Source organism: Solirubrum puertoriconensis, assembly GCF_001483135.1.
Classification (GTDB): domain Bacteria; phylum Bacteroidota; class Bacteroidia; order Cytophagales; family Hymenobacteraceae; genus Solirubrum; species Solirubrum puertoriconensis.
In genome coordinates, this window is the sequence record NZ_LNAL01000003.1 from 537,459 (window position 1) to 564,456 (window position 26,998).

Genomic DNA, 26,998 nt, shown 5'->3' on the forward strand with positions numbered 1-26,998 from the left:
TATGTTGGCAAGCCCGGTCGGTGCGCTACACCGGCCGGGCTTGTCGTTTGGTTTAGCATCAGCTGAGGGCGCTGGCGGGTTCTGGCTCAGGTGCGTTGATATGTCGGCTCATTAGCCAGGCTACTCCGGCCAGGCACAGGGTAAACCACAGCCAAGGCAAGCGTAAATCAAGCGCCGAAAGGGCCGCAAATACCAACGTGGAGGCAAAGCTGGCCAGGCCCTGCACCGCTTGGTTCAGCCCAAAAATCTCGCCGCGGTCGGTGGAGGTGGTGCGCCGGGCAATCAGGCCTTCGAGTAATCCTTGGATCAGGGAAAGCGTGAAGCAGTCGAACACCACGATAAAGTACAAACCCACGCGCGAGCTGCCCACCAGCCCGTAGGCCAGCAGCACCGGTACACCTAGGGTAGCAAACCACTGAACGGCCCGGCGCTGGTTGATACGGTCGGCAATACGCCCGAAGAAAATGTAGTTGATGGCGATGCTGAGCGCCCCGAAAAACATAAAGAAGTACGAGATGGCGCGGGCATCCATGCGCAACTCGCCCAGGCTGATGTAGGGCACAAAGTAGTAGTAGCACCCTAGGCTGAGCGTGAGCAGGGCCTGGGTGGCTACCAATTGCAGCAGCCCCGGATGGGCTTGGTTTTTGATTTTGAGACGGTGCCACAACGACGGCAGGTGCAAGGCCTCGGCCACCGCGGCACCTAGGGCGCTGCGGCTTACGCCGGTGTGCTGCGCGTGCGGCTCGCGGATAATCAGGCTCAGGCCCACGTTCAGCAAAGCCAACGCCACGCCCAAGCCCACCACCACCTGCACTTGCCGGGCGGCTTCTACGTCGAACACCGTCAGCATCAGCCCCGAAGCCATGGGGCCGAGCACAAAACCCAGTGAGATGATAGCGCCCTCGAACCCCAGGTTGCGGAACAGGCGCTCGGGCGGGGAGAGGTCGGTAATGGCCGCGCGAACGGTGGCGTACATGCCATTGGTAAGCCCATCGGACACGCGGTTGGCGAAATACAAACCGGCCCGCACCGGCCACAGCAGGCAGTTGGCCGCCAGCGTACCTATGGCCGACAAAATGAGCACAGGCCGCCGGCCGTAGCCATCGGAGAGCTTGCCCAGCAGCGGCGCCGAAAACAACTGAATGCCCAGGAACAGTCCAATGCCCAACGACAGCCACAACTGCGGCCGCGGCAGCCCTCGCACAAATGCAGGCATAACCGGACCTAGGGCCGCACCCGCCACCACATCGATCAGGATAATGGCGTAGATGAGCAGTAAGCGGCGGTCGGGGCGGGGCATGGAATAGTTATAACGTGTCGAAAGTAAAGGCGTTGTGGGCAACCGCCGAGCCGCAAGTGGAGTAGGGTACAGTACCGGCGCTGCGTAAAACCATGCAGCCCAGGTGCTTCGTTCTTTTTCAGCCCAACCAAACCACTGTTCTATGTTGCATAGCTTTACGCCGCGGCTGCTAGCCGCACTTCTCGTGATTATGGCCGCTTGCGGCCGGCAGTCAGAAACTGTAGCACCCAGCCGATCGGCTACTTTGGTGCAGAATGCCACCGGCACGCTGGGCCTCGTAGGCGACGCCGCCGACGTAACGACCACCACCAGCGGCGGCACCGTGCTCATGGGCGGTGGCACCGATGTAGATGCGGCCATGCGCTGGATGGTAAGCAAATCATGGGGTGGCGACTTTTTGGTGCTGCGCGCTACCGGCACCAATGCTTACAACAGCTACATCTACGGGCTGGGCGGGGCTAATTCGGTGGAGACACTGCTGATCAACTCCCGCACTCTCGCCAACGACCCCGAAGTAGAGGCTAAAATCCGGGGCGCCGAAGCCGTGTTCATTGCCGGCGGCGACCAAGCCAACTACGTCAATTTCTGGAAGGATACCCGTGTCGAATCGGCCCTTAACTACCTGCGCAACACCAAGCAGGTGCCCATCGGCGGTACCTCGGCGGGCTGTGCCATACAGGGTAATTACTACTTCTCGGCCGTGGTGGGCACCATTACTAGCAGCGAGGCCCTGGCCAACCCCTATAACAGCAAGCTAACGCTCGGCCGCAACGATTTTCTGTCGAATCCTTACCTAGCCGCTACCATCACCGATACGCACTTCAACAACCCCGACCGGCGGGGCCGATTGCTGACGTTTATGGCGCGCATGAGCCAGGATGATGGTGTGCTGCCGCAGGGCATTGGGGTTGATGAGCAAACGGCCGTGTGCACCGAGCCCAACGGTACGGGCAAAGTGTTCGGGAGCGGTTATGCGTTCTTCTGCCGGCAAAACGGCAGCAGCTACACCCCCGAGCGTTGCCTCAGCGGCTCCTCGCTGGATTGGTACCGCTCGCGCCAAGCCGTGCGGGTGTATAAAGTGCCGGGCAACAGCACGGGCAGCAATACCTTCAGCCTGAGCAGTTGGGGCAGCGGTAGCGGTGGCAGTTGGCAGTATTACTACGCCGACCGCGGCGCGTTCGGGTTGTCGTACTGAAACGCGCCGTAACCGTTAGCTACAACCACCAAGCCGCCTAGGTGCATAACAACAGCGCCCGACCAGAGTAGTCGGGCGCTGTTGGTGCTACTGGGCTTTGCTGCCCAGCCAAGCCTTGCGGAACGCAAGTTGCTCGGGCGTGGGCTGCTGGCCGGCTTGCTCGGCCGGCACCACCTCCAGCGTGGGGTCGGCAGCCAGGGCAATTTGGGCGGTGCGCACCTGCCCCCGCGAGCGGTATTCCAGCGGCACAGTGTCGGTGGGTTCGTGCTTCTTCAGAATGGCAGCCAAGGCTTTTTCGTCTTTCAGCAGCTTGCCATCGAGCTTCAGCAGTTCATCGTCGCGGTCGAGGCCAGCTTGGTACAGCGGCGTACCCACCAGCGTGTTGTAGGTAATAAGGCAGCGGCCGTTCACAAAATCTATTTGGCCTGGCATGCCTAGGGCAGCCACATTGGGCTTGGCCTGCCGCACCACAACGCCAGCCGGGGCCAGCAGCGCGGCATAGTCGTGGGGCGTAGCGTTGTAGATGTGCTGGCGGAAAAACTGCCCGGCAAAAGCGGTATCCTTGCTCACCTCGCCCAAAATGCGCTGCAGATCGGGTACGGTATAGGGGCGTTCGGGTGCGTGGTTTTTTTGCGGTTTGCCGTGCTGCTGCCATACGGCGCGCATGTAAGTATCAAGGTCGGTGCGGTACTTCTGGCGCAGCAGCAAATCGAGGGCAAGGGCATTGGCTCCGCCCACGTAGTAGTACGACTGATACGTGTTGGCGCGGTTGCTGGGGTCGATGGATTTGGCGGCGTCGACAAACGGCGCCTGCTGGCTCATGTAAATGGCGCCGTAGCGCTTAGCGCCTGGTACTTCCATCGAGTTTATTAAACCCGTTAGGGCCTCCTGGGCATACTGCGCATCGGTGGTGTAGGCGCCCGAGCGGCGCAGCAGCAGCTCGCCGTAGTACTGCGTAAAGCCCTCGGCAAACCAGAGCATGTCGCTCATGTTGGCGCGGTCGAAGTCGAACGGCTCCAGGTCGCTGGGGCGAATGCGCTCCACGTTCCAGCTGTGCACAAACTCGTGCGACACGGTGCCTAGGTTATCGAGCATACCGGGGCCACCAAGGGGGCGCGAACTGGTAACCGAGGTGGAGTTGCGGTGCTCCATACCGTCGCCGCTGACCTGGGGCAAGTAGTTGGCTACAAAAGTGTAGCGACCAAAATCGAAGGTCGGCAGCTCGCCAAATACAGCTTGCGCCTCGCGCACCACGTTCTTGGTCAGGTCGGCGTAACGGTCGAGGTCGGCGTCGGAGCCGGCGTGCAGCACCTGCATTTCAATTTGCTGCCCGTTTACCTGCCAGGCGCGCGTTTTTTGGGCGCCCAGCGAAGTAGGCGAATCCATGAAGTACTGCAGGTGGGGCGCAAAGTAGCGGCCCGGTACTTTCTGGCCGTTTTCGTTTACCTCCTGCAGCTGCGTGGCCACTTTCCAATCGGCGGGCAGCTGCTCGAAGTTTACGTACACCGGGCGTTGCTCCAGTCCGCGGGCGTAGGCAAACGTGGCCGGAATGTTCAGGTGGGCGTGTTGGGCATCGATGCCCGCGTAGGTACCGTCGGTACGGTCGCCGTAGAGCGTGTAGCTAAAGCGCACGGTGCCATCGGGGCCCGGCGTTACTTCCCAGCCGTAGGGGTCGGAGTGCCGGGTGGGCAGCGGCTTGCCCTGGCCGTCGGTGGCCCGCACGTTGTACACGTTCTTAGCAAACTCGTGCAGGGCATAGCGGCCCGGCGAAGAGCGGGCCATGCGCACCTGCAGCGGCCGCCCAGCGGGTACTTTCTGAAAGGTAGCCACTACTTGCGCCTCGTGGTGCACGGCATTCGGAAACTGAATACTGTACTGCACCGGCGCTTCGGGGGCGGCGGTGCGGGGTGCGGTGTTTTGAGAAATCCCAACCAGCGGGGCCGAAAGCAAACCTAAGCCCAGTACAAACCGGGCAGCTGATGATAGAAGCATAGGTGGAAATAGGAGTGGCCCGAATGTACACCACCGCCGCCACAAGCCGCATATAGCATGCCGCTCAGGTACGCCCAGCGTATACGCTGGCCTCTACCAGGCCGCCCCGCCATTGCTGTTGCCACCTAGCGGCCAGGCCCAGCGTAGCCATAGCGGCGGTAATGTTGGGCAGGCGCCGCCCGCGCACTCCGGCCGTCAGCCCAAAAAAGAAATACATAAGCCAATGCAGCCAGCGTTGCCACCAGCGGCGGGGCGGGGCAAAATCGGCTACCAGCCACTGGGTACCGGCGTGCGTATGGCGGCGCAGGTGGTTCAGCAAGGCAGCTAGTTCAGCCTCCGGAAACAAATCGAACAAGAAAAAGGCCACTACTACATCGAACTGCTCGTTGGCGCGCAGGCTGGTTTCGGTGCCGTGCCGAAAGCTGATGCGCCGCCCTGCACTGTTGAGCTGCTCGCGCACCAGGGTTTGCGCCTGCTCCAGCATGTTGGCCGAAGCCTCGAGGTACAGCACCTCGGCCATGGGGCGCAGCGTAACTAAATCGGCCAGCACCTGGCCGGTGCCACCGCCAATAAACAGCACCCTAGGTGCGCCAGCGGGCAGGCCCTCGGCCAGGGCCTGTCGTTGGGCTTGCAGCAGTGTGTTGCCAAACGCCAGCTGCGCCAGCGGGTCGTAAAAGCGGGCTACACGGTCGAAGTTGGGCGTGGACACAGGCGGCAAGGCTGTTGATGCTGCAACTTACGTAAGCCAATTGGGGGCGGGCACATCCTAAGCCCAACGGTTTGCGTTTTTGCAGCATCCACCAACACTCATTCTGCATGACTGGCTTTCTCCGACGGCTGCTGGCCGGTGCTGCGCTGTTTGTGACCGAGTTTGCCCTCATCCTGATTATCGGCACGGTAGGGGTGGTGCTGTTCCTGTTGCTGGGCCGGCAGGTGCTGGGCGATGGGCAGCTCGATTTCGACGAGGGCGCGTTTGCGTGGTCGCACAGCTTTTTGGGCGAAAACAACCGCCGTTGGGTTAATTTCTTCACGTTTCTGGCGTCGCGCAACTTCATCATTGTAGCCGCGCTAGCCATAATCGGCTACTTTCTGCTTATTCGGCAACACCGCTGGTACTCGCTCAAGGTGCCTGTAGTAGCCCTAGGTAGTATCACCCTCAACTTGCTACTGAAGGAGTTTTACAACCGGCCCCGGCCCATGCTACCGCTTACGTCGGCATCGGGCCTGAGCTTCCCGAGCGGCCACGCCATGATTTCGGCTTCGTTTTACGGGTTGCTGATTTACCTTACCTGGCGCCACGTCCAGAACCGCTCGTTGCGTTGGTTGCTGGTGCTGCTGCTCACGGTGCTTATCCTGCTCATTGGCCTTACCAGGGTATACCTGCGCGTGCACTACGCCTCCGATGTGCTGGCTGGTTTTGCCGCCGGTGGGCTGTGGCTGCTGCTCGCCATACCGCTGCTCAACCGGCTTGAGCAGGTAATTAAGCGGCGCGTACGCACCGCCATGCCCGCCGATAGCGCCCTCAACGAGTAAAATTTGTGCCTGACAATCAGCCCCTAGGTAACATTGGGGTAAAAAAGTTTAAGCTGGTGCTTGACAACAACAGCAAGCTTGCTCTACTTTTGTATCACAATTCGCCGCTGCCTTACCAACAGCGGCTAGTTTTTGAAAGCTGCGGTTGTGGCGAAATTGGTAGACGCGCTGTCTTCAGGCGGCAGTTCCGAAAGGTGTGAGAGTTCGAGTCTCTCCGACCGCACAACAGAAAGCCGGTTCCGAAAGGGCCGGCTTTCTTGTTTTTAGTCCTTTGGGGTTGATGGTACCTAGGCAGCCACAAAACGCTAGGATTGTGCATCCGCTTGTGTCATGAACCGCCTCACGCAATTTCTGCTACGCCTTACCGGCCAGCTCACGGCCGAGTTGCTCGTGGTGGGCGGCGCTTTCATCGGCAGCTTTTTCGCGTTTGTGCTGCTTACACGGCTCGTGTTTGTGGCCGGCCCCGAGCAGTTCGACCAAGCCGCTTTCAATGTCTTCGATGAGTTGCGGGCCGGACTGCCCGGGCTTACGCCTTGGGTGCTGCGCATCACGTTTTTCGGCTCGGCGCTTTGGTTTGTGGTGGTAGCCTTGCTGCTGCCCGCTTGGTTGTGGTGGCGCAAGCACCGCCGCGAAGCCGTAGAGCTATTTGCCGCTATTGCCGGCGCCGCCTTGCTCAATCAGCTGCTCAAAACCACATTCGGGCGCGTGCGGCCGCTCACGGCTCTTATCTACCAGCCCGGCCTGAGCTTTCCGAGCGGCCACGCCATGATTGGCTTGGCCATGTACGGAATGCTGGCCTGGCAGCTGTGGCGCTACCGCCGCCACCCCGTATGGGCCGCCTTGCTGCTTTTGTGGGCGTTGGTAATTGGTCTTACGCGGGTGTACTTGCATGTGCACTACGCCACCGATGTACTGGCCGGTTTTGCCGCCGCCGTAGTGTGGGTGGTGCTAGTGCGTACGGCCGTGCGGCAGCGCCTGCGCCGCATGGGGCAGATAGACCAGACGTAAGCAAAGGCGACGACAGTTGCCCTGCTAATGATTGGCCAGGCCACAAATCACCTAGAGCTTCACCTTCACGCGCAGGGCCATTAGGCCTTTTACGCCTTGCAACTCTTCCAACTCAAATTCCTCTACCTCGGGCTCGAGCATGCTGCGGTCTTGCAGGTAATCGATGTATTCCTGGTATTCAGCGGCTTCGCGGGCTTGGGCGTACACCAGTGCTATGTAGCCCGGCTGCGTTAGCCGCTCGCCCGTACCCGCCACCGTAGCCTTATCGATGCGTTTTTTAATGATTTCGTAACGGATGTTGTAAGCACCATCCACGTCGAACTGGCGCTCATCGGTGCGGAAGCGGATGCTTAGCGCTTGGCTGTGGATAAGGATAAGCTGGGTGGTGTCGAGCGGAACGGGGAGGGTGGGCTTCAGGCGGTGCGTGAGGCGCGTAATCTCGCAGCTCACCAGCAACTGCCACAAGCGCAGGTTTTTAAGGAAAATCAGGTCGAAGGTTTTGTCGTGCACCAAGGAGGCGCCGATGTAGATATTGTACTCCACGCCATCGGTTTTGAAGCGCTGGAAGTAGTGCGGAAACATCTGCTGCGCCCGGCGATTCTCCTCGTCTAGGTAGTCGCTTACGGCATCGTTCAGCTGCGTAATGCTCTGCTCGAAGGCTTTGCGGCGCTTGTACAAAATGCCTAATTCAGGGTCGATATTCGACCAATAGTCGCTGATGACGGGCCGCAGCTCGGGGGTGTGCTGGGCCAGGTACTCGAACAGCGGCTCCACCTCGGTTTTCACCGATTCCAGAATGTTTACTTCGTCGCCCGAAAGGATGCCCTGGCGCAGGCGACGCAGGTTTTTGGTGACGTAAAATTTCAGCTCATCGAGGATGGGCAGCGCCTGGTACTCCGTGGCCTTTTTGAGCACGCGGTTGGCCAGCGTGAGGTGCTCCACTAGGTCGCCTTGAATGGCCTCGTTGCGGGCTGTGCTGGAGCCGCGCACATCGGAAGAGCCGTAGAGCGGGTACACATCGTGGAACACGATGGGCTCCATTTCGGCGTTTTTGTTGCCTTCGTCGAGCTTTTCGAGCAAGTTGATGGCCGCATCCGTAAAGCGCCACTCCAGGCTCGGGTGTATAGCGGTAAACTTCTCCTTGATGATGGACTGCACCCGCGTCTGGATTTCCTCGGCGTTGCGCTTTACAGCCACCGCAAACAGCGGCAAAAAGGCATTCACGTTGTCGAGGGCAAACTCATCCAGGTCGCCGGCTTTGGGCGAGCCTAGCTCCAGCAAGCCTACGGCATCGTCGCCGTAGGGCAGGAGCGCCAAAATGGCCGAGCGAATGCCGATGCTCAGGAGCTGCTCGCGCAAATCCTCCGGAATATCGGCGGTTTGCACATCCTCCAGCACCAGAGGCCGCCGCTGCTGCGTTACCTGGGCATAGATGCGCCGAAAGCCGGAGTTGGCATCCTGCCGCTGCAGCTGCTTCATCAGGAAGCTGTGGTTGATTTTGCGGCCGAAGTCGACAAAAGCTTTCTTTTTCTCGTCGTAGGCGGCAATGCCGAGCTGCAAAAACGGCCGCCCAAACAGTACCCGCAGCTTTTCTTGGATTTGCTCAAGGCGGTCGGAGGCTTGCAGCACGTCGCGCTCCAGCAAGTCGTACTTCAGCTCCGACAGGATTTCCTGATTTGTAACGTCGCTGAGGTGCAGCACGTTGAAACCTTCCAGGGCGAAGTTCTCGGGCGGTAGCAACTCGCGCCACAAGTCGATGTTGAAGGGGTTGCGTCGTAGCTGCTCCATCTGCTCCACCGACAGTTCGGGCCGCTGGCCCACCACCCGGATATCGAGGAAAGCCGAGTTGAACGACACGCTGTAGTGGCGGTAGAGGCCAATGTGGTAATCGGGTACCGTGAAGATGACGGCGCCGTTGATGTCGGGCAGATCGAAACCGTAGAGCTTTTCCAGAATTTGGGCGTACACCATGTGCACCATGTGGCGCTCCATGGTGGCCGTATCGATGTTGAGCGGCTGCTTTACGCGCTTATCGGGGGCGAGTAGCACCTCCGCAAACCTAGGGGTGTGGTAAAAGCTGTAGCGCTGGAAAGGCGGAATTGCTCCGCTGATTTCGATATCGAACGAAGCAGGCGGAAACACGGCCACCATGAGGGCCTGCACCAGCGTTTGGTGCGTATCGAGCACGCTTGGGTTGGTAATGGTGCCGCGCAGCTCGGGCACCCGCTCTACCTCGCGCACAATGCCGCGGGCCAGCAGCGCAATGCCGGGGTTGGCATCTTCGGTGCGGGCCTGCCACCACGCAATTATGGGTTCGAGGCTTAGGGTAGTCTGAAAAAAGAATATCGGCGCGGGGGCCGTAGTTACGTCGGAAGACTGAGGCATAGGGGAGGGCAACTGCCGGGTGGCAAACCGGGGCGGTTTGCGGTAGTACTAAGTACTATACGCAGTTGACGAGGCCCTGGACGTAGCCCCGCCCTCCTAGCGAGTCAGGGTTGTTTCGATGGGCGGGTTGCCGGGGCCACTTGTTGCCTCCACAAAGGTATTGTTGAGGTAAAAAGACTTCTGGGTGTTCTCGTAGCAGGTGCAGCAGCCATCGGCCTCAACCTTGCCGGTGAGGGTGATGCCGCCAATGAAGTAGCGCTTGCGCACCGGCGAGTTGCGCGCGGCCCCCGTAAGCAAAATGGCGTAGCGGTGCGAGTTGCGCGGCTCCGACGTACCTAGCTTACGCCCGAAGCGTTGCGTGAAGGGCTCGGTGTTGTCGATGACAACGGGCGTGAAAGCCGTGGCGCGCGTACGCGTTAAGCGTACGGTATCGGTTTTCTGCAGATTAAGCGAGTCACCGGGGCGGATGCTGTTGTAGCGCACCAACACAACGTTGGTCAGCTCGGCGGCTCTGAAACCGGTGCCGCCGGTCGAGTCGGCGCTAAACCGGAAGATGAGCGCATCGGTGCGGTAGTTTTGGCAGTCGCAGGCTACCGAACCGCAGCAGCCGGCAAAAAGGGCCGCACTCAGCAGCGGCAGCACAAACAGCAAAAGCAAACGACGAAGCATAGTGCGAAGGTAACGCACCCAAGCTACGGCTAGTACCTAGGGCCTGCGGAACATTGCCAGAAAGCAACAGGCCGCCCCTGGGTGGGGCGGCCTGGGCCAGAATATGGGAAGTGCGTTGCGGTGTTTACTCCTTCACGAACCGTCGGGTTTCGGTGTTGCCCTTGGTGCTGATTTTGTAGAGGTAGGTACCGCGGCCTAGGTCGGCGAGGTTTACATCAAGCGAGTGGGTGCCTTTGTCCTGCTTGCCATCAAAAAGGGTGCGCAGGGTTTTGCCGCGCTCATCGAGCAACTCCACCTTCACGTTGCCATCTTTCTTTACCTCGTATTCGAGGCGTTGCGAGCTGCTGGCCGGGTTGGGGTACAGGGCGGCGCGGCCGTTGCCAGTGTTGCGCTCGGCTTTGACTTGGGCGTTGGGGTTCATCAGCAAGAAGCGCGACGGACCAAAGAAATTTTGGCGGGTGCCGGGGCCGGTACCCCGCTTCTGCTGCCACTGCGCACGCTTTTGCTGCTGCTCGGGCGTGAGGTTTTTCTGCGACAGAGCTTTCAGGTCGGCGGCCCATTTCTCGCGCTGCGGCTTCACTTCTTCGGCCAAGCGGTTGATTTGCGCGTCGTACTTCTGCGCCAGGCGAGCTACGTTTTCCATCACGGCCTTGCGCTCGGTGCGCAGCTGCTGCAATTGCTGCTTTTGCGCATCGGTCAGCGGCACGCGCTGGCCTTTAGGCGTGCCCTCGGGGCGGAAGCTCTTGCGCAACGCCACTTGCCGCTCACCTAGGCTTTTCAGCTGGCCGCGGTAGGTTTCGAGCTGGGTTTTATCGGCGCCGCTCATTTGTGCATCCAGCTTTTGGCGCTGCTGACGCACCACGGGCATTACGTTTTCGCGCAGGTAGGCGCGCACTTCGGGGTTGCCTTTGCGCTGGCCGCCGCGGTGGCCGTGTTTGCCAAAGCCTTGAGTGTTTTGCTGAGTGCCGGGGGCCTGTGCCCAAGCCGTGCTAACAGCGGCAGTAGCGGGCAATAATGCGAACGAAAGAGCCAGCGCCTTCAGCCAAGAATTGGTTTTCATGCTTATGTGAGTAGGAGGGGTTGTTGCCTGTTTTCTGCTCTTATAGATGTTGGCGCAGGCCCGAAGTTTAAAGCTCAACCAAAAATTTCCTTTGCCAGCCGGGTTGGTCGGCAGTACCCTAGGTGTTTGCAGTGGCCACGGGCTTCGGGATAGGTGCCACAAAAGCTGCGGGTCCGCCGAGCCTAGGCTCGGCGGACCCGCTTTCAAATAGGCGGCAGTAGTGGCTTACTTAAAGGTGTCTTTCGTGTCCACAATCTTCACGGTGGTCACATTCAGCTTGTAATTGGCCACTTGCTCGTCTTCGGCTACTACCTCTTTGGGCAAGCCTTCGCGCACTACCTTGGCGTAGCTCATGGGCGAGGGCGTGTTGTTCTTGAGCACCTCGGCCAGGGGCTGGGCTTCGCTGTCGTCGGTTACGATGGTAACGTACATGTTCTGCGTTTGCCAGTGCTTCCGGATGGCCTTGTTTACGTCGTCGAGCGTGAGCTTGGCCAGTTGGCCGTCGAGCTCCTGCAGCCAGTTTTTGCGGCCGTAAAATTTGGAGTCGAGCAGGAAGCCGAGCTGCTTGGCCGGCGTCATGCCGTAGAGCTTGGTGTAGGAGCGCAGGAAGGTGCGCGTTAGCTCAAAATCTTCCTTGCTCATGCCGTTCTTCACCAGCCCATCCATTTCGCGCATGGCCAGCCGGAAGGCGAAGGGCGCGTGGCCCACTTTCAGGTCGCCGAGCTCGGTGGGGTACTGCTTGCGCAGGCCCTCGGCAATTTGCACCGGCCGAATCCAGATGCTGGCGTAGTTGGTGCGGCGGGCAGTGCCCGGTACGGGCAGCATGTTGTTGCCGCCGGCCTCGTACCACTCGATGTAACTGTAGTCGCCGTAGTTCATCGAGCGCGTGGTGCGGATCTTGTCGTAGAGCTTGCCGTAGCTTTTGCGGTGCTCCCCTAGGTAGGAGTTGGCTACCATCAGGGCGGCAAAGTCGTCTTTGGCGCGGGTAGTCTCGATGGGGAAGCCGGCGTACACCGCCGAACCTAGGGCGTCGGGCTTGGTCACGATTTCAACCTGCACGCCTTTGGGCTTGCTCACCTTGGGCACTGCGGGCTTGAGGCTAGCCGTGGGCAACGTTTCCATGTCCTTCTGCAACTGCTTGGCAAACGCCTCGGGGTAGTTGCCGGCCAGGCCGATGGTGAGGTTGTTTTTGCCGTAGGCTTTGGCGTAAAACTGCTTTACGTCATCGAGCGTGATGCTTTTTACGCCCGCCGAGTTGCCGCGCGTCATGTGCTGGTAGCGCGTGCCGCGGAACAACTGATCCTCCAGCGCAAACTTGCTGTAGTCTTCGTCGGAAGAGGCCCGGATTACCTGCTCCACGTAGTTCAGCTGGTTCGACTTCAGGCGGTTGAAATCGGCCTCGGTGAATGTGGGCGTCTGCATCAGGCCCTTCAGCACCGGGTAAAACTTATCGAGGTGGTCGCGGTGCACCTCGAAGGTGAAGGTGGTTACCTCCTTATCGGTGAAGGCGCCGTAGCGGGCCGCCATCGGGTACAGCAGGTCTTTGATATGCGTGGAGGTCAGCTCCTTGGTGCCGCCTTCGGTGAGCAGTTGAGCCGTGAGGTAAGCCAAGCCTTCTTTGCCTTTGGGGTCGGAGGCCGAGCCGTTGTTGAAGCGCAGCATCACGACCACTTTGGCCGAGTTGGGCTGGCGCAGTTCTACCACGTCGGCGGCCACGGCAGCGGGCTGAGCCAACGGAGCCGCCGCCAACAGCAGGAAGGCGGCCCGGATCAATATCTTTTTCATGTAGGAAGTCGAGGGAGGTGGTACGCGCCGTTGCCTAGTGTAGCGCGGGCTCTGTAGTCCGCGTCCGCCGGACGAATGCCGCTGGGCAACCTAGGTGCGCACAGTTGGTAATTTCTATTTGTGGGCTGCGGACTACAGAGTCCGCGCTACATTATTGCACGCCGCCCGAGGCGTTGGGGCCGATAGTGCCCACGGTGAGGTGCTCGGGCACGAAATACTTCTTGGCCACGGCCTGAATGTCGGCCGCGGTAACCTGGTCGTACAGCGCGCTAAAGCGGTTTATGGCTTGCGCATCGCCCGTCAGCCAGATAAACTGCGACATGGCATTGGCAATGTTATCGGGCGAGTCGAGGCTCATCAGGTTGCCGTATTTCAGCGCCGATTTGGTGTCGGCTAGCTTTTTGGCATCTACGGGCTTGGTTTTCATTTCCTCCAAAGCCTGCGTAATGCGCTGCTTCACGTACGGAATGTCGTCGGCCTTCACCACCGAGGTGCGCACGCTGATGAGCTGCGGGTCGCGAGTGAAGTTGGGCGAACCGCCCACAAAGCGCACTTTCTGCTCCTTTACCACCAGCTGTTGGTACAGCTCGGAGTTCTCGGCAAACAGCATGGTCATCAGCACATCCAAGGCGGGCAGCTCCTTGCTTTCGGCCGAGAAAGCAGGGCCTTTGTAGCTCAGGCTCAGGAAGGGCGGGAAATTGGGGTTTTGGATGTGCACGTAGCGCGTGCTCGTCTGCTCGGGCTCCTGGGCCATGTTGGGCACGTAGGAGCCGCGCTTCCAGTTGGCGAAATACTTTTGGGCCAGCTGGTTCACTTCGGCGGCCTTTACATCGCCCACCACCAGCAAGGTGGTGTACTCGGGGCGGTAAAACCGATCGAAAAACACCTTGGAGTACTCGTACTGGTTGGGCATGTCCACCACGTCTTTGAAGAAACCCATGGTGGTGTGCTCGTAGGTGTGCTTATCGAAAGCGGCGTCGGCTACCTTCTCGTTGAGCTGGGTGTAGAGCGAGGCCGAGTTCTTGGTGTATTCGCCCTTTACGGCCCCGGCTTCGGTTTTGAAGTCGTGCTCGGAGTACTTCAGGTTCTGGAAGCGGTCGGCCTCAACTTCGAACATCTTTTCCAGCATGCGGGCGTTGCCGGTCATGTGGTAAATGGTGCGGTCGAGCGAGGTATTGGCGTTGGCCGCGGCACCTAGGCTTTTCAGCACCTGGTCGTACTGCTCTTTGGTGTACTTCTCGGTGCCCCGGAACATTACGTGCTCGAAGAAGTGCGCAAAGCCCGTTTTGCCAGCCTCAACTTCGTCGCGCGAGCCGGCGCGCACTACCAGGAAGAACGAGGCCAGCCCCGGCGAGTCGTAAGGTACGGTAACCACCTTCAGGCCATTGGGCAGCTGTTGCTGATCGATGGGGTAGGGGAAGGCCGCCGTGGTGGCAGCCGCTGCCTGCTGCGCCTGCGCCGCGGGTGCGTTGGCCGCCAGAAGCGCCGCAGCCAAGCCGAGCGCCCAAAACGTATGTTTCATGCTAAAAAACGGGAATGTAAAAGGCAAAAACGCGCCGCCTCGTTGCCGGGGCGGCGCTCCAAAGAAACAGGTGGAGCAAAAACGTTGCAGCCCTAGGTGTAGCCGCACCTGGTGGAGTGAGGCAGCTGCGCCTTGGGGCTAGTGCCGGGCGCGGCGGCTTAGGGTGCTGTTATTTGATCGGCTACCTCATCGGCAGTAATGAATAGCCAGCGTTGGGGCGGCTTGCCCGGCAAGTGGTGCCGCACTTGCTCGCTGCGCCAGCTATAAGCTCGAAACACACCGAATACCTCGCGCGCTACCGGCGAGCCGCTGCCGGCATAGATTACCGCCCCGGCGGGTGCCGTTTGGCGGAAGGAATCGTCGGTGCGTGCTATTTGCGCCGGCAGTGTCAGGGTTTGTTTTGCTTTTGGCGCCACCAGAAAAAACACGCCCTCATTTGGGGTAGCGGTGCGCAGTAAGCCCGTGGCAAGCGGCTTGGGCCTGGCCAGCATGGGCACATCTTGCTTTAGCGAGTACTGATACACCTGCTGCCGCTCGTCGTTGTAGAGCGACTGATCGACTTCGGGCGCCTGAAACTCGTACGGGTGCGGGTAGGGGTATACCGTTCGCAGCGGTTCGGTTTGGTATTTGGCTACGGCATTGTTGCCTTCCGTCGACCACAAGGGGCCATCGGGGGAGCTAGTGGCAGCGGCTTGGGCCCACGCGGTGGTTTGGGTGCGCCAATACTGGCCCGCGCCGTAGCGGGGGTGGGGCTCGGTGCGCAACGGCACCCCATGAAACAGGATTTTCAGGTTGGCAGTGCTGTTGTTCCGGCACACGGCCTCGGCGTAGTACACCTCGCGCTGTGCGGGCGGGCCGCCATCTTTGGTCGAAAACGGCATGCGGCTGCGCACGGCCAGCAGCACCACATCGTAGCTGCCGCCGGCTTGGGTAATTACCTTATCGAACTCCAGCGGAAAGGCCGAGGGCACCACCATCAGCTTAGCCGGCTCCGTTTGCCGCGCCGACCTAGGTGCCGAGCCCGGCAACAGCAGTAAGGCAGCCAACGCACCTAGGGCAACGATTTTTTGCATGACGCCGGGCAAGTAGTGCTTGGGATACGATCTGATAATTAGATAATGGCGACCCGTGCCGTGCGAGGCTAAGCTAATAGCGCACTTGCCTAAAAGTACCCCGCAGGTGCACCGACACCGCCGGCGAGCCATCGGCCGGGAAGGTGGCATCTACCTGCCCATCCACAACCCGACCGGCGCGGTCGAGGGCCTCAATAGTGGCGGAGCCTTGCGGCTGGCCAAACGAGCGCGCCTCAAAACCGGTCGCGTTGCCGGTTTTCAGGTCGCCGCTGTCCCAGAGTTGCGCCTTGCTGCCGGTGCCGCGCACGCTTCCGCTCAGCTCGCCACGCAAGCCCGAGGCGAGTGGAATGCGCACCGGCATGTTGGCCACGTTTTCGGGCGTGAGCGGGAGGCGAAGTACCAGCCGCGAGCCTACCTGGCCGGGGAGCCCCACCCGAAAGCGCAGTGTTAGCTCCTCGTGCTGGCCCAGCAAATCGGGACCCGAAAAGGCCTCTACGCTATCGGGCACCCACGTTAGGCCGTTGGCCGTGGCCGTGAACGTAGCGCCGGAGTTGAGCACCAATGGGCTGGTGGTAGTAGGCACATCCACCGAAGGTGCATCGTCGTGCGGGTCGCCGGAGGGCGCGGGCAGGTTTTCGGCATCGGCTACGGGGCGGCCCACTTCGGTATCGGGCACAGCTGCTGGCGTAGCGGCCTGGGCAGCTGTTTGCTGGCTAGGCGCCGACTGGCAAGCAGCCAATGCCGCTACTAAAGTGCTCAGCAGGATTGTAGCGTAGGTTTTCACTGGATGGGCTTGTCGTGGGCTTCTCGAAAATTATTGTAGCCGATAGCCAGGGTGCATATTCAAGAGCTAAGCACCTAGGACTCTACCTTTTCGTAAAGGCCACGTCGAAGCGGCCATCGGTGAGCTGGAGATTATCCGACGGTACCTCGCCCATGCCTTTTACGCGCACCAATTTGCCGCTGAAACTGCCCGCAATGGTGCGTGTGGCCGCATCGTAGCGCGTAACGGTAAGGGTGCCGCCCTTAACCGAGGTATAGTAGTTCAGGGCGTCTTTGGTGCCCTTGGGGTAGTAAAACACCTTAACGAACTTCTCCACGCTCTGCACGCCCATCGGCAGGGTGGTGGGCAGCGTTGGAAACGATGCAGGCATAATCTCCACCATCACGTGGCTGCCGTCGGCCATGTCGCCGCCAAGGGTTAAGGCATTCATCATCAGAATGCATGTGTTGAAACCTGGCTTGCCCGTAAGTGCTTTGCCATTCACCTTAACGCTAAAGGTGTTGGTGGCGGCTGGCGGCTCTGCCCGAAAGCCGAATACCGTTAGCAGCAAGACCGGCGCTGCCACCCGGGCGAGTACAGATGCTTTCATAGTCGGAAGGGTTTTGGGAGTAAGAAGATGAGCCTAACGCGGGTAACGTGTATTGGCTGATCTGGCTTGCTGCCCACGGCGCCCGCACAGAGTCGGAATATTGTCAACAGCGAAATAGAATAGTTAATAACTGGTATATAATTCAGGTTGTATTGTAAAAATCGGACACAGTACTGCCGCTCCACACCCAGCGGCAACAGTGCGGTGCTTTTGAGTAGTGTATGTTGACGTTTATAGTCTGATGATAGGTACAGCTGTAATGTTTATTGCACCTAGGCAGCACAGTAGGCCATAGCATGACAAGAAAGCCTTGAAAGTGCCTCAACCACGTACTAGTTGAGCTTATCAAGCTGCTAATCATGCAAAAGCAACAGCCCGGGCCCCGCACGTTGCGGAACCCGGGCTGTTGTCTTATTTGCCGTGTGGCTACTACCTAACGCGTAGCACCTAGGGCTGGCTTAGTGATTGTGCGAGGCAGCTACCGGCGTGCTCGTTTCTTCTTCGAATAAGTCGTCGACCGGCTCACCTTGGTAGTTATCCACAAACTCGCCTTCCCAGCGGGCAATTACGGCCGTAGCCAAGCAGTTGCCCATCACGTTTACGGCGGTGCGGGCCATATCCATCAGGGCGTCGATGCCGAGGATGATGAACACCGGCCACGAGGGCAGGTTAAACGAAGCCACCGTAGCCAGCAGGATTACCAGCGAAGCGCGCGGCACACCGGCTACACCTTTAGAGGTGAGCATCAGCGTGAACACCATTACCAATTGCTGGCCTAGGGTTAGCTCGATGCCTGCGGCCTGGGCCACAAATACTGCGGCCAACGAGAGGTATAGCGTGGTGCCATCGAGGTTGAAGGAGTAACCCGTGGGCATAACGAAAGCCACGACGCGGCGCGGTACGCCGATGCTTTCCATGGCCTCCATGGCGCGGGGCAGCGCGGCCTCCGATGAGGTGGTAGCAAAAGCAATGCTTACCGGCTCGGCAATTGCCTGCACGAAGCGCTTGATCGGAATGCGTGCAATCAGGGCCATCGGCAGCAGAATCAGCACCACGAAAGCAATAAGCGCGACGTAGAGCGTCAGGAGGAGTTGCAGCGCGTTGAGCAGCGGCGCGAAGCCCATTTTGCCCACCGTGTAAGCAATGGCACCGCCCACACCTAGGGGAGCGAAGAACATTACTACGTTGGTGAACTTAAACATCACCTCCGACAGGCTCTCCGACCACTCCAGTATGGGTTTGCGGTGCTGCTCCTTCACCATAGCCAAGCCAATGGCGAAGATGATGGCAAACACCACCACTTGCAGCACTTGCCCTTCGGCTACCGATTTGGCAATGTTCTCTGGGAAGATGTGCAGAATAATGTCGGCCGTGGTTTGCTTCACGGTCTGTAGGGTCTCGGTTTCGGCGTTGCCAGCCTGGCTAATACCCACGCCAGCGCGCGAAAGGTTGATGGCCGCCAGGCCGATGAACAGCGCGAAGGTGGTGACTACCTCGAAGTAGATCAGGGCTTTGAGGCCCATGCGGCCAACCTTCTTGAGGTCGGAGTGGCCGGCAATACCTACCACCAGCGTGGCAAATACCAACGGAGCAATGATGGTTTTAACCAGGCGCAGGAATACATCGGACAGAACCTTGAGGCTTTGAGCCACATCTGGTCTGTCGGCACCTATTTCGGCGCCAACCAGCATGCTCACCACAATCCAAAAGGTGAGGGAGCGACGGGCCGAAGCCCAAACGATGATGGCCAGCAGGGCTACCCAGCGGGCGGCCATGGGTACGGCGGGTGGCAGGGCAACCACGCCGTAATGAGACAAGGCGGTGAGGAGGGCAGCCAGCAGCAGCAAGGCTACCGCCGGCACAGCAACGCGCGTAAGCTTCATAAACAGCAATAAGTCCAGTCTTCGGCTCGGATGGGGGTACCGAAGGTGGACAAAGATAGACGTTTGGGCGGCAGTCCGCTGATGTGCGTAGCAGGCTTAATTTGCACCCCCGCCCGAGTAGGGTCGTATTGCTCCGTTATGCTGCACTGGTCCATTAGCTCGCTCGAGCTGCCGCTTCGCTTCACCTGGAAGATTTCGCGCAACGCTTCCGACGCCAAAACCAACTTGCTGGTGCGAGTAGGCGAGGGCGCGCACACGGGCTGGGGCGAGGCTGCGCCCAACGTGCGCTACGCCGAAACCCCCGAGCTGCTGCTGGCGCAGTTTGCTGCCCTGCAGCAAGCCGGCCTAGGTAACGTGCAGCACCTCGACGACCTCACGGCCCTGCTCGATGCCGCTAATCCGGCCCACGCGCTGCGCTTCGCGGTGGAGTCGGCGTACGTGCACTACCAAGCCCGCAAGCAAGGGCTAAGCGTGCCCGCCCTGCTACAAGTGCCCACGCCCGCCGCGGCTGTGCCCACGGCGTTTACCTTGCCCATTATGGAGCCCGGCGCGGTGGCCGGCTTTGTGCAGGCGCAAGGCATGGCGCGCTTTCCGCTGCTGAAGGTGAAAGTAAATCAAGAGAGCGGCGCCGATTTACTCCGTGAGCTAACGCGGCTGCTTCCCGGCCACGCGCTATTGGTTGATGGCAACGAAGCCTGGCACGACGCCGACGGCCTGTTGCGCTTCGTGGAAGCCGTACGCGACTTACCAGGCCTGAATGTGCGCTTGCTCGAACAACCACTGCCCGCTACCTGCGCCGACGATTACCGCTACCTGCACAGCCGCAGCCCCTGGCCGCTCATTGCCGACGAATCGGTAACCGACGCGGCCGATTTTGCGGCCATTGCGCAGCAATTTCATGTTCTAAACATGAAATTGATGAAAGCCGGCGGCTACCACAACGGCGTGCGGTTACTACGGCAAGCCCAGGCGCACGGCCTGCGTACCATGATTGGCTGCATGGTTGAGACGAGCCTAGGTATTTGGTCGGCGCTGCAAGTAAGCGGCCTGGCCGAAGTGTGCGACCTAGACGGCTTCCTGATAGTGCGCAACGAGCCTTACGGCTTGGTGCACGAAACAAACGGGCACCTGGCTGCCCAGGCGCAGGTGCCCGAGTTGCCAGGTGCCCCGTTTGTGCCAAGCACCTAGGCAGCCGCCAATGCGGCTTACTTCACGTTGCGCAGTTGTTCGTCCAAGGCCTTTATCTGGCCATCAAGCTGGCTGGTATCGGGCAGTTTGGGGTGGCCTTGGCTCAGCAGCGTAATTTTCTGGTTGAGCAGCTGCAGCTTCTGGGCCATCAGATCTACGCGGCGGCCTAGGTCGGCAATACGTTGGTCGGCCTCGGCTGTGCTGGGCACTGCGCCTTGGTCAATGCTGCCGAACTTGGCATCGGCCGGGGCGGTTTCGCCCCGCGCGGCGGCAGCACTCTGCGGCGTGGCATACACAATGCTGCCATCGGAGCGCACGTAGTCGCCCTCTTTCAGGGTCGTGATTTTGCCGCCGGGCAGCTCAACAATGCCGCTTTTCACGTTTACCTTGGTGCCGTTGGGCAGGCGCACGTTCTGGCTCAGGCCGGTGGTTTGATTGCCGCTGCGCTTTACTACCGAGCCGTTTTGCATCACAAACTGGTCGGTATTTTGCAGCTCGCGCTGATTATCTTGCTGTGCAGCTTTGGTTTGTCCTGGCGCGTCTTGGGCCTGAGCGGCTGCGGCCGTGGTTAGCAGGGCGCCAAAAACGAGCAGGAAAGAAGTCAGCTGTTTCATAAAAAGGAGGAGTGTGGTCTGATTTGTGCTACTTCCGCACGCCCTCCATACGGGAACTGCCAAACAAAAGGTAGGTCAAGCAGCTTATGAAAAAATAATGGAACAATGTTGCTACATATAATGTATGTACATATATTTGCAACGCATTCCAAATAACGCATGAAGCTCGAAGACGAAATACAGCAGCGGGTGTTCAAGAGCCCCTACCAAAAAGCCTACTTAAACGTGGTTTTTACGGCAGGCTGGCTGCAACAACGCTTGGCTGCAGCCTTCAAGCCATATGGCATTACGCTGCCGCAGTACAACGTGCTGCGCATTTTGCGGGGCCAGCACCCCAAGCCCGCTACCGTGAACCTGCTCATCGAGCGCATGCTCGATAAAACCAGCAACGCCTCGCGCATTGTGGATAAGCTAGAGGCCAAAGGACTGGTAACGCGCCAGGTGTGCCCCAGTAACCGCCGCGCCGTGGATATCCGCATCACCGAGGCCGGGCTTGATTTGCTGCTGCGCACCGAGGAGCTGGCCAACGCCCAACACAGCGGGCTGGAGAACCTTAGCGGCGATGAGGCCGCGCAACTCAGCGACTTACTTGATAAAATTCGCAGCTAATACTGGGCTGCTCGCATTACAACCGTTCTCTCACTCTCTCTAAATCATGAAAAAAGTAATTCTGCCCCTGCTGCTCGTAGGCGCTCTGTTTACGGCTCCGGCCCACGCTCAGGAGAAATTCGGCGTTAAGAAAACCACTCCGGGCACCGCTAAGGCCAATAACAATGCCTACGCTGTGCAGCCGCAGCTGAGCACCCTAGGTTGGTTGGGCAAGAAAGTAGGCGGTCAGCACAACGGTACCGTAGCGCTGAAAGATGGCCAGGTGCTGGTGCGTGGCAACCAGGTAACGGGCGGCACTTTCACCTTCGATATGAACTCGATTAAGGTGGAAGACATTAAGGACGCCGACTACAACGGCAAACTGGTGGGCCACCTGAAGAACGACGACTTCTTCAGCTCGGAGAAGTACCCCACCGCCACTTTCGTAATCACGAACCTGAAGCCCCTGAAAGGCGATGCCAACGGCAACAACGCCCTGGTAACCGGCAACCTCACCATCAAAGGCAAAACCGGCGTGGTAAGCTTCCCGGCTAAAGTAGGCGTGAAGGACGGCGTGGCTTCGGCCTCGGGCGTGGCTACCGTCGACCGCACCAAGTACGACGTGAAGTACGGCTCGACCTTGTTCGGCGCTGCTGCCGACAAAGCCATCGACGACAATTTCACGCTGAGCTTCAATGTAATTGCTAAGCAACAAGCTCAATAATTGACCTCTTACTTAGGTAAGACCAAAAGCGAGAACGGCCCCACCTGCAGTGCAGGTGGGGCCGTTCTCGCTTTTGGCACCTAGAGTTTGTACCCTAGGTTAATTCTGGCCGCCACTGTTGCTAGGAGCAGGGCTAGTGGCAGGGGCAGCAGCGGGTGCGGCTTGGGGCTCGGCAGCAGGAGCCGCTGGCGTGGCAGCAGTGCTGTTGCGTAGTACTACGCGCAGCGGGGCCACGTTAGTTTCGCGCAACGGCAGGATGCCATGCACCGTTTCGCCCGGCTTAATTACTTTGTTGGTAAGGTCGTATGTGGCAAACTCGTTGCGCAGGTTCTTGTTGGCGCCGCTGGCACCCAGCATGTTGCCCACCGCTACCACAGGACCCCACGGAAACAGTGTACCACCAGTGGTTTGACCGGTCATGGGGTCAGTGGAACCGCCTACGCGACCAATTCCGAGCACGTAGAGCAGGTAAATGGCCACGCCCTGTTTCAGGTCGTTAGCGGCCTGCACCGACGGCACGGCCTGCACCGGACGGTCGCCGAAGTACAATTCCAAATCGCGCGAAAAGTTGATGTCGGCGCTGGTGTTGTTTTTCACGCTCACGGCCACCACTTGGTAGCCTTGCTTGCGCTCCTTCTTAACGTATTTTTTGTTGGGGCCGTTGGTAATCAGGGCGCTGTACTTGTAGCCGAACTCAACGGGGGCGTTGGCTGCGGCTACCGATTGGTACGTGGCAATGCGCGCCGGGCGAATGGGAGAATAGCTGCCCGCGCAGCTCGTTAGGCCCAGGAATGCACAACCGGTAAGGATACGGGTAATGTTTTTCTGCATAAAGGCTGCAAAAAGAAAGTGAAGATGGTAAGTGGGTTTAACTCAGCCTTCAAAGCTAAACTTCATTCCTCATCCGATCTTCATATAATCATACAATACTTAATTTATTATAACGAATATGGCTTAAGCGCAAGAGTGGGTTGACAGGCATGCTTTACAGCTGCGGCAGCTCTAGCTCTTTGGGCAGGGCGTAGCGCAACTGGCGGTGCTTCTCGTGCACCCGCAACGTCGTCAGTATTTCGTCGATTTCGGGCTTGTATTCCAGCCACAAATCTTCGTGGAGTTTGGGCACCAGCTTGGCCGTGCGCAGCAGCATGCGCACCGTGGCCACGTAAAACGATTGAAAATAACCGTCGAAAAATTGGCTGTACTCTTCCTGCACCAGTCGCAGGGTGTAAAGGCTCAGTTCCACCTCCAAGCGCTTGTCTTTGGTGATGCGCTTGGCCCGGGCAATTTCCTTTGCGGCCTTACCTAGGGCCCGCGAAAGGGCGCGGTTCATTACGCGGCCGTTGGCTTTTTGTAGCAGCTCGGCGATGCGCTCGGCGTGTTCGTCCTGCACGGTGCGCAGGTCTACCTCGGGCAATATTTCGTAGCGTAGCAAGTCGTACAGCTCGGCGTCGCGGCGCACGGCTTTCAGCAGCAGGTCTTCTTTTTCTTTATCGGAAAGCTGGCGCAGGGCACGCTTGAAGTCGGTGGAAGGAGCGGGCATTCTGAAAAGCAGTGAGCAGGTAAGTTAAAGCAGATTTATCAGGGGCTTCCTCAATAAAGGAAGGACCTTGTCACCGTGAACGGCTAAACGCCCTCCACGGTGACAAGGTCCTTCATCAGCCACAGGTAGCAGGCAGCAAAACTACTGCCCGCTGGTGCTGGTACCCGCAGCCGGGGCTTCCGGCTTCAGGTACATATCGAGGTAGTTCGTGATTTTGGTGTAGAGGTGCACGCGGTCTTTGCCGCCTACGTTGTGCGGGTGGCCGGGGTACACGAAATAGTCGAGCTGCACGCCTTTATCGACAGCCGTTTTGAGGTAAGCCTGGCTGTGCTGCCACACCACTACATCGTCGATGGTGCCGTGAATCATCAGCAGCGGCGCCTTCAGGTTCTCTACGTAATTCAGCAGGTTGGCTTTCTGATAGCCTTCGGGGTTTTCCTGCGGAGTGTCCATGTAGCGCTCGGTATACATCACCTCGTACAGGCGCCAATCGATAACGGGGCCGCCGGCCACGCCTACCTTAAAGGTGCCCTGCGGCGCGAGCGTGAGCATGGTCGTCGTCATAAAACCGCCGTAGCTCCAGCCGTGTACGCCAATGCGCTGGGCATCCACGTAGGGCAAGGACTTCAGGTAATCAACGCCCTTGAGCTGATCGGCCAGCTCTTGCGTGCCCAACTGCCGGTGCGTGGTCTGCTCGAAGGGTAAGCCGCGGTTGCCCGAGCCACGCGAATCGACGGTGAACACCACGTAGCCTTTCTCGGCCATCATCTGCATCCAGAGGTTGCCGCCGCCCAGCCACGAATCGGTTACGAGCTGCACGTGCGGGCCGCCGTACACGTAAATTACGGCCGGGTACTTCTTGTTCAGGTCGAAGTTGGGCGGCGTGATGATGCGGGCGTACAGATCGGTTTGCCCATCGGCGGCCTTAATCGAGAATACCTTGGTGGCACCTAGGCGGTAGTTGGCCAAGGGGTTGGGCGCATTCAGCAGCTGCAATTGGCTTTTGCCATCCTTGGTGCCCAGCACGGCAATGGTGCGCGGCGTAATTTGACTGCTGTACGAATCAAGTAAAAGCTCGCCCGAGGGGCTGAGCGTGCCGGTGTGAGTGCCCGCTCCGCTGCTGATGCGGCGCGGCTTGCCGCCACCTAGGGGCAGCGCGTAAAGCTGGCGCTGAATGGTACCCTCTTGGTTGCTGGCGAAGTAGATGGTTTTGCCTTTGCCATCGAAGCCGAGCACATCGGTAACCAGCCAGGGGCCTTTGGTGAGCTGGCGCAACTGCTTGCCCGCGGTGTTGTAGAGGTACAGGTGGTTGTAGCCGTCGCGCTGGCTTTGCCACACAAATTGGTCGGGCTGGCCCGGCACAAACTGCAGAGGGTGCTGCGGCTCCACGTACTCCTTGTCAGTTTCCTCGAACAAGGTTTTTACCAGCGCACCGGTAGCGGCATCGTACTGGCGCAGCCACATGTGGTTTTGCTCGCGGTTGAGCACAGCCACGTACACCGATTTCTCGTCGGGGCTCCAGCTGATGTTGGTGAGGTATTGCTCCTTCGGCTCGCCGGTTTGCAGAAATACGGTTTTGCCCGAAGCTACATCGTACACGCCCACGGTTACCTGGTGGCTTTTGTCGCCGGCCATTGGGTACTTAATGGGCTCGGCCTTGGCCGGCACTTCCGCGGTGTTAATCAGCGGGTAGTCCGTTACCATGGTCTGATCCATGCGGTAGTAGGCCAGCTTGTTGCCCTTGGGGCTCCAGAACGTGCCTTTGGTAATACCGAACTCGGAGCGGTGAGCGGCCTGGCCGTTCACAATGGCCGGGCTGCTTTCGGTGGTAACGGCTACGTTCTCCTTGCCGGCCTGGCTGATGAACAGGTTTTGCTCTTTGGTGTAGGCCACCCGCGTTTTCGTCGGGTCAAAGTCCACGTTGTCGGCGCCGGCCTGGTAGCCGAACAGCTTAGTGGCCTTGCCATCGGCGGTGGAGTAGCGGAACACCTCGCGGCTGGGCATCGCAACCAGGAAGGCGTCGGGGCTGGTCCACTGCACTTGCGGGAAGCCCATGGCTTTTACGGCCGGGGCACCTGCCGCCTGCAACGCCTGCCCTAGGTTGCCAAGCGTTACTACGGCCTGCAGGGTGCCGCCTACGCGGCCGCGCACCAGCTCGTCTTGCCCGTTTTCGGTTCGCACAAAGCTGTACTCGTCTTTCGAGCCGGGTATCCAGCCGAGTTGCCGCAGGTTGGCGGGGTTGAGGGTAGGGTTGCGGAAGGCGTCTTCGACGGTAAGGAGCTGTTGCTGCGCCAACGCGGGCGAGCCGGCCAGGGCCAGCAGTACAAGAGGCAGCGAAAGCTGCCGCAACGTGAAGTGCATAAGGGGCGAAAAGTGGGTGAGGGCCGAACGATTGTGCCGGGAAATTACGGCAGAATCAACAGATCTGACGCCCCACAAATTCCGGCTCAGCGGCAACTATACCACTCCGCAGGGTGTTATGCTGTACCGCCCGCCCAACCACAACCAACCACCTGAAGCTGTACCTTTACACCATGAACACTAAACCGCTGATTGCCCCGGAAGTGGATGTTTTGGTGCTGGAAGAAAGCACCGACTTGCGCGACCTTGTGGTATACAACGACGACGTAAATACCTTCGACCACGTCATTCAGACGCTTATCGATGTATGCGGCCACGAGCCTATGCAGGCTGAGCAATGCACACTACTGATTCATTATAAAGGCCAGTGCACGGTTAAGGTAGGCTCGTACGAAGAGCTGGAGCCCATGTGCACGGCCATTCACGACCGCGGCATTTCGGCCGACGTAGTATAAGCGTTGCCAGTTATCCGTTGTTGGTTGCCAAGGCCCTTGGTGGGTGGCTGGTACCGGACAACTGACAGCTGACAACCGACAACCAACCCGAATGGAATTTCCATCCAAACTGATCGAAAACGCGGTAGCGGAACTCTCGAAGCTGCCCGGCATCGGCCGCAAAACGGCTTTGCGCTTGGCGCTGCACCTGCTGAAAGCTGAAACGGAAACGACCAGCTCGTTGGCAGAGGCCTTGGCCAAAATGCGCTTCGATATTCGCTACTGCAACACCTGCTTTAACATCTCCGACACGGAGCAGTGCTCGATTTGCGCCAACCCGCTGCGCGATCATAGCACGGTGTGCGTTGTGTCGGACATTCGCGACGTAATTGCCATCGAAAACACCGGCCAGTACCAGGGCGTGTACCACGTGCTGGGGGGTGTCATCTCGCCCATCGAAGGCATCGGCCCGAGCGACTTGCACATTGAGCCGCTGATGAACCGCATGCAAGGGGAGGAGAGCGAGGTGAAGGAAGTCATCCTGGCCATCAGCCCCACCATGGAAGGCGACACCACGGCGTTTTACCTCACGCGCCGCCTGCGCGAGTTCCCTGAGGTGCACATCAGCTCTATTGCCCGCGGTATTCCGGTGGGCGGCGAGCTGGAGTACGCCGACGAGATTACCCTAGGTCGCTCGATTGTGGAGCGCCAACGGCAGGCGCGGTAAAGGCCGTACTGCCCCGATTCAACCGCCTTCGCTACGCAGCGAAG

The 26,998-nt window shown here is 59.4% G+C and carries 24 protein-coding genes and 1 tRNA gene; 9 read left to right on the top strand and 16 right to left on the bottom strand.

All coding sequences use genetic code 11. The annotated features are described in order from the left end of the window. Nucleotides 1–58 precede the first annotated feature (58 nt). Nucleotides 59–1,300: an MFS transporter gene (locus ASU33_RS02770; protein ID WP_059067883.1), complete on the bottom strand. Its 1,242-nt coding sequence runs from the start codon at nt 1,298–1,300 to the stop codon at nt 59–61. A gap of 142 nt (nt 1,301–1,442) precedes the next feature. Between ASU33_RS02770 and ASU33_RS02775 the strand changes: the two genes are divergently transcribed. Further along, nucleotides 1,443–2,495 (top strand): cyanophycinase, encoded by a 1,053-nt coding sequence (locus ASU33_RS02775; RefSeq protein WP_059067886.1) that lies wholly within the window; start codon nt 1,443–1,445, stop codon nt 2,493–2,495. 87 nt (nt 2,496–2,582) lie between these two features. Here ASU33_RS02775 and ASU33_RS02780 read toward each other — a convergent pair whose 3' ends face one another. After that, nucleotides 2,583–4,487 carry a M61 family metallopeptidase gene (locus ASU33_RS02780; protein ID WP_078062817.1) on the bottom strand — a complete coding sequence of 635 codons (1,905 nt, stop codon included), beginning with the start codon at nt 4,485–4,487 and terminating at the stop codon, nt 2,583–2,585. Nucleotides 4,488–4,551: 64 nt separating this feature from the next. Next, the gene (locus tag ASU33_RS02785) at nt 4,552–5,196 is read right to left on the bottom strand and encodes a class I SAM-dependent methyltransferase (protein ID WP_059067888.1); all 645 of its coding nucleotides are present in this window, start codon (nt 5,194–5,196) and stop codon (nt 4,552–4,554) included. Nucleotides 5,197–5,303: 107 nt separating this feature from the next. Here ASU33_RS02785 and ASU33_RS02790 point away from each other — a divergent pair, with 107 nt between their 5' ends. The 3 genes from ASU33_RS02790 (at nt 5,304) to ASU33_RS02800 (ending at nt 7,028) form a co-directional block, all read left to right on the top strand. Next, nucleotides 5,304–6,020, top strand: a complete 717-nt coding sequence (locus tag ASU33_RS02790; protein ID WP_059067890.1) for a phosphatase PAP2 family protein — start codon at nt 5,304–5,306, stop codon at nt 6,018–6,020. A gap of 141 nt (nt 6,021–6,161) precedes the next feature. Then, nucleotides 6,162–6,243 (top strand) — tRNA-Leu (locus tag ASU33_RS02795). A gap of 107 nt (nt 6,244–6,350) precedes the next feature. Continuing rightward, a complete protein-coding gene (locus tag ASU33_RS02800; RefSeq protein WP_059067892.1) occupies nt 6,351–7,028 on the top strand; it encodes a phosphatase PAP2 family protein in 678 nt (225 codons plus the stop codon). 51 nt (nt 7,029–7,079) lie between these two features. Here the strand turns inward: ASU33_RS02800 and ASU33_RS02805 are convergent, their stop codons facing one another. The 9 genes from ASU33_RS02805 to ASU33_RS02845 form a co-directional block, all read right to left on the bottom strand. Then, nucleotides 7,080–9,413 carry a GAF domain-containing protein gene (locus tag ASU33_RS02805; RefSeq protein WP_059067894.1) on the bottom strand — a complete coding sequence of 778 codons (2,334 nt, stop codon included), beginning with the start codon at nt 9,411–9,413 and terminating at the stop codon, nt 7,080–7,082. A 96-nt stretch (nt 9,414–9,509) separates the two neighbouring features. Continuing rightward, entirely contained in the window at nt 9,510–10,082 is a 573-nt protein-coding gene (locus ASU33_RS02810; RefSeq protein ID WP_149867004.1) for a hypothetical protein, read from the bottom strand. Between the two features lie 124 nt (nt 10,083–10,206). Continuing rightward, the gene (locus ASU33_RS02815) at nt 10,207–11,142 is read right to left on the bottom strand and encodes a T9SS type A sorting domain-containing protein (RefSeq protein ID WP_059067898.1); all 936 of its coding nucleotides are present in this window, start codon (nt 11,140–11,142) and stop codon (nt 10,207–10,209) included. A 225-nt stretch (nt 11,143–11,367) separates the two neighbouring features. Continuing rightward, entirely contained in the window at nt 11,368–12,927 is a 1,560-nt protein-coding gene (locus ASU33_RS02820) for a M16 family metallopeptidase (protein WP_059067900.1), read from the bottom strand. A gap of 151 nt (nt 12,928–13,078) precedes the next feature. Next, on the bottom strand, nt 13,079–14,449 hold the full coding sequence (locus tag ASU33_RS02825) for a M16 family metallopeptidase (RefSeq protein ID WP_059067902.1): 1,371 nt from the start codon (nt 14,447–14,449) through the stop codon (nt 13,079–13,081). A gap of 158 nt (nt 14,450–14,607) precedes the next feature. Then, nucleotides 14,608–15,522, bottom strand: coding sequence for a hypothetical protein (locus tag ASU33_RS02830; protein ID WP_059067904.1), 915 nt, complete (start codon nt 15,520–15,522; stop codon nt 14,608–14,610). 73 nt (nt 15,523–15,595) lie between these two features. Beyond that, nucleotides 15,596–16,306, bottom strand: coding sequence for a hypothetical protein (locus ASU33_RS02835; RefSeq protein WP_059067906.1), 711 nt, complete (start codon nt 16,304–16,306; stop codon nt 15,596–15,598). Between the two features lie 82 nt (nt 16,307–16,388). Next, nucleotides 16,389–16,895: a hypothetical protein gene (locus tag ASU33_RS02840; protein WP_059067908.1), complete on the bottom strand. Its 507-nt coding sequence runs from the start codon at nt 16,893–16,895 to the stop codon at nt 16,389–16,391. A gap of 458 nt (nt 16,896–17,353) precedes the next feature. Continuing rightward, the gene (locus ASU33_RS02845; RefSeq protein WP_059067911.1) at nt 17,354–18,778 is read right to left on the bottom strand and encodes a dicarboxylate/amino acid:cation symporter; all 1,425 of its coding nucleotides are present in this window, start codon (nt 18,776–18,778) and stop codon (nt 17,354–17,356) included. 138 nt (nt 18,779–18,916) lie between these two features. Between ASU33_RS02845 and ASU33_RS02850 the strand changes: the two genes are divergently transcribed. After that, on the top strand, nt 18,917–19,966 hold the full coding sequence (locus ASU33_RS02850; RefSeq protein WP_059067913.1) for a dipeptide epimerase: 1,050 nt from the start codon (nt 18,917–18,919) through the stop codon (nt 19,964–19,966). A gap of 17 nt (nt 19,967–19,983) precedes the next feature. Here the strand turns inward: ASU33_RS02850 and ASU33_RS02855 are convergent, their stop codons facing one another. Further along, nucleotides 19,984–20,580, bottom strand: coding sequence for a DUF6799 domain-containing protein (locus ASU33_RS02855; protein WP_059067915.1), 597 nt, complete (start codon nt 20,578–20,580; stop codon nt 19,984–19,986). Between the two features lie 159 nt (nt 20,581–20,739). Here ASU33_RS02855 and ASU33_RS02860 point away from each other — a divergent pair, with 159 nt between their 5' ends. Then, a complete protein-coding gene (locus ASU33_RS02860; RefSeq protein ID WP_059067917.1) occupies nt 20,740–21,189 on the top strand; it encodes a MarR family winged helix-turn-helix transcriptional regulator in 450 nt (149 codons plus the stop codon). A gap of 46 nt (nt 21,190–21,235) precedes the next feature. Next, nucleotides 21,236–21,892, top strand: coding sequence for a YceI family protein (locus ASU33_RS02865; protein ID WP_059067920.1), 657 nt, complete (start codon nt 21,236–21,238; stop codon nt 21,890–21,892). Between the two features lie 99 nt (nt 21,893–21,991). Here the strand turns inward: ASU33_RS02865 and ASU33_RS02870 are convergent, their stop codons facing one another. From ASU33_RS02870 to ASU33_RS02880, 3 genes are all read right to left on the bottom strand, one after another. Continuing rightward, nucleotides 21,992–22,723: a hypothetical protein gene (locus ASU33_RS02870; RefSeq protein ID WP_059067922.1), complete on the bottom strand. Its 732-nt coding sequence runs from the start codon at nt 22,721–22,723 to the stop codon at nt 21,992–21,994. Between the two features lie 154 nt (nt 22,724–22,877). Beyond that, complete coding sequence (locus ASU33_RS02875; protein ID WP_059067924.1) at nt 22,878–23,432, bottom strand: hypothetical protein; 555 nt, start codon at nt 23,430–23,432, stop codon at nt 22,878–22,880. A 141-nt stretch (nt 23,433–23,573) separates the two neighbouring features. Further along, nucleotides 23,574–25,793: a S9 family peptidase gene (locus ASU33_RS02880; RefSeq protein ID WP_059067927.1), complete on the bottom strand. Its 2,220-nt coding sequence runs from the start codon at nt 25,791–25,793 to the stop codon at nt 23,574–23,576. Nucleotides 25,794–25,966: 173 nt separating this feature from the next. Here ASU33_RS02880 and ASU33_RS02885 point away from each other — a divergent pair, with 173 nt between their 5' ends. Both ASU33_RS02885 and recR read left to right on the top strand, forming a co-directional pair. Then, nucleotides 25,967–26,248, top strand: a complete 282-nt coding sequence (locus ASU33_RS02885) for an ATP-dependent Clp protease adaptor ClpS (protein ID WP_059067929.1) — start codon at nt 25,967–25,969, stop codon at nt 26,246–26,248. A gap of 91 nt (nt 26,249–26,339) precedes the next feature. Further along, a complete protein-coding gene (recR, locus tag ASU33_RS02890; RefSeq protein WP_059067931.1) occupies nt 26,340–26,954 on the top strand; it encodes a recombination mediator RecR in 615 nt (204 codons plus the stop codon). Nucleotides 26,955–26,998: the final 44 nt, after the last annotated feature.

Coding starts and splice junctions, on each gene's coding strand:
- ASU33_RS02885 (WP_059067929.1), top strand. CDS start 25,967: ATGAACACTAAACCGCTGATTGCCCCGGAAGTGGATGTTTTGGTGCTG.
- ASU33_RS02815 (WP_059067898.1), bottom strand. CDS start 11,142: ATGAAAACCAATTCTTGGCTGAAGGCGCTGGCTCTTTCGTTCGCATTA.
- ASU33_RS02825 (WP_059067902.1), bottom strand. CDS start 14,449: ATGAAACATACGTTTTGGGCGCTCGGCTTGGCTGCGGCGCTTCTGGCG.
- ASU33_RS02860 (WP_059067917.1), top strand. CDS start 20,740: ATGAAGCTCGAAGACGAAATACAGCAGCGGGTGTTCAAGAGCCCCTAC.
- ASU33_RS02770 (WP_059067883.1), bottom strand. CDS start 1,300: ATGCCCCGCCCCGACCGCCGCTTACTGCTCATCTACGCCATTATCCTG.
- ASU33_RS02850 (WP_059067913.1), top strand. CDS start 18,917: ATGCTGCACTGGTCCATTAGCTCGCTCGAGCTGCCGCTTCGCTTCACC.
- ASU33_RS02865 (WP_059067920.1), top strand. CDS start 21,236: ATGAAAAAAGTAATTCTGCCCCTGCTGCTCGTAGGCGCTCTGTTTACG.
- ASU33_RS02855 (WP_059067915.1), bottom strand. CDS start 20,580: ATGAAACAGCTGACTTCTTTCCTGCTCGTTTTTGGCGCCCTGCTAACC.
- ASU33_RS02880 (WP_059067927.1), bottom strand. CDS start 25,793: ATGCACTTCACGTTGCGGCAGCTTTCGCTGCCTCTTGTACTGCTGGCC.
- ASU33_RS02780 (WP_078062817.1), bottom strand. CDS start 4,487: ATGCTTCTATCATCAGCTGCCCGGTTTGTACTGGGCTTAGGTTTGCTT.
- recR (WP_059067931.1), top strand. CDS start 26,340: ATGGAATTTCCATCCAAACTGATCGAAAACGCGGTAGCGGAACTCTCG.
- ASU33_RS02830 (WP_059067904.1), bottom strand. CDS start 15,522: ATGCAAAAAATCGTTGCCCTAGGTGCGTTGGCTGCCTTACTGCTGTTG.
- ASU33_RS02800 (WP_059067892.1), top strand. CDS start 6,351: ATGAACCGCCTCACGCAATTTCTGCTACGCCTTACCGGCCAGCTCACG.
- ASU33_RS02845 (WP_059067911.1), bottom strand. CDS start 18,778: ATGAAGCTTACGCGCGTTGCTGTGCCGGCGGTAGCCTTGCTGCTGCTG.
- ASU33_RS02870 (WP_059067922.1), bottom strand. CDS start 22,723: ATGCAGAAAAACATTACCCGTATCCTTACCGGTTGTGCATTCCTGGGC.
- ASU33_RS02790 (WP_059067890.1), top strand. CDS start 5,304: ATGACTGGCTTTCTCCGACGGCTGCTGGCCGGTGCTGCGCTGTTTGTG.
- ASU33_RS02805 (WP_059067894.1), bottom strand. CDS start 9,413: ATGCCTCAGTCTTCCGACGTAACTACGGCCCCCGCGCCGATATTCTTT.
- ASU33_RS02810 (WP_149867004.1), bottom strand. CDS start 10,082: ATGCTTCGTCGTTTGCTTTTGCTGTTTGTGCTGCCGCTGCTGAGTGCG.
- ASU33_RS02840 (WP_059067908.1), bottom strand. CDS start 16,895: ATGAAAGCATCTGTACTCGCCCGGGTGGCAGCGCCGGTCTTGCTGCTA.
- ASU33_RS02820 (WP_059067900.1), bottom strand. CDS start 12,927: ATGAAAAAGATATTGATCCGGGCCGCCTTCCTGCTGTTGGCGGCGGCT.
- ASU33_RS02775 (WP_059067886.1), top strand. CDS start 1,443: ATGTTGCATAGCTTTACGCCGCGGCTGCTAGCCGCACTTCTCGTGATT.
- ASU33_RS02875 (WP_059067924.1), bottom strand. CDS start 23,432: ATGCCCGCTCCTTCCACCGACTTCAAGCGTGCCCTGCGCCAGCTTTCC.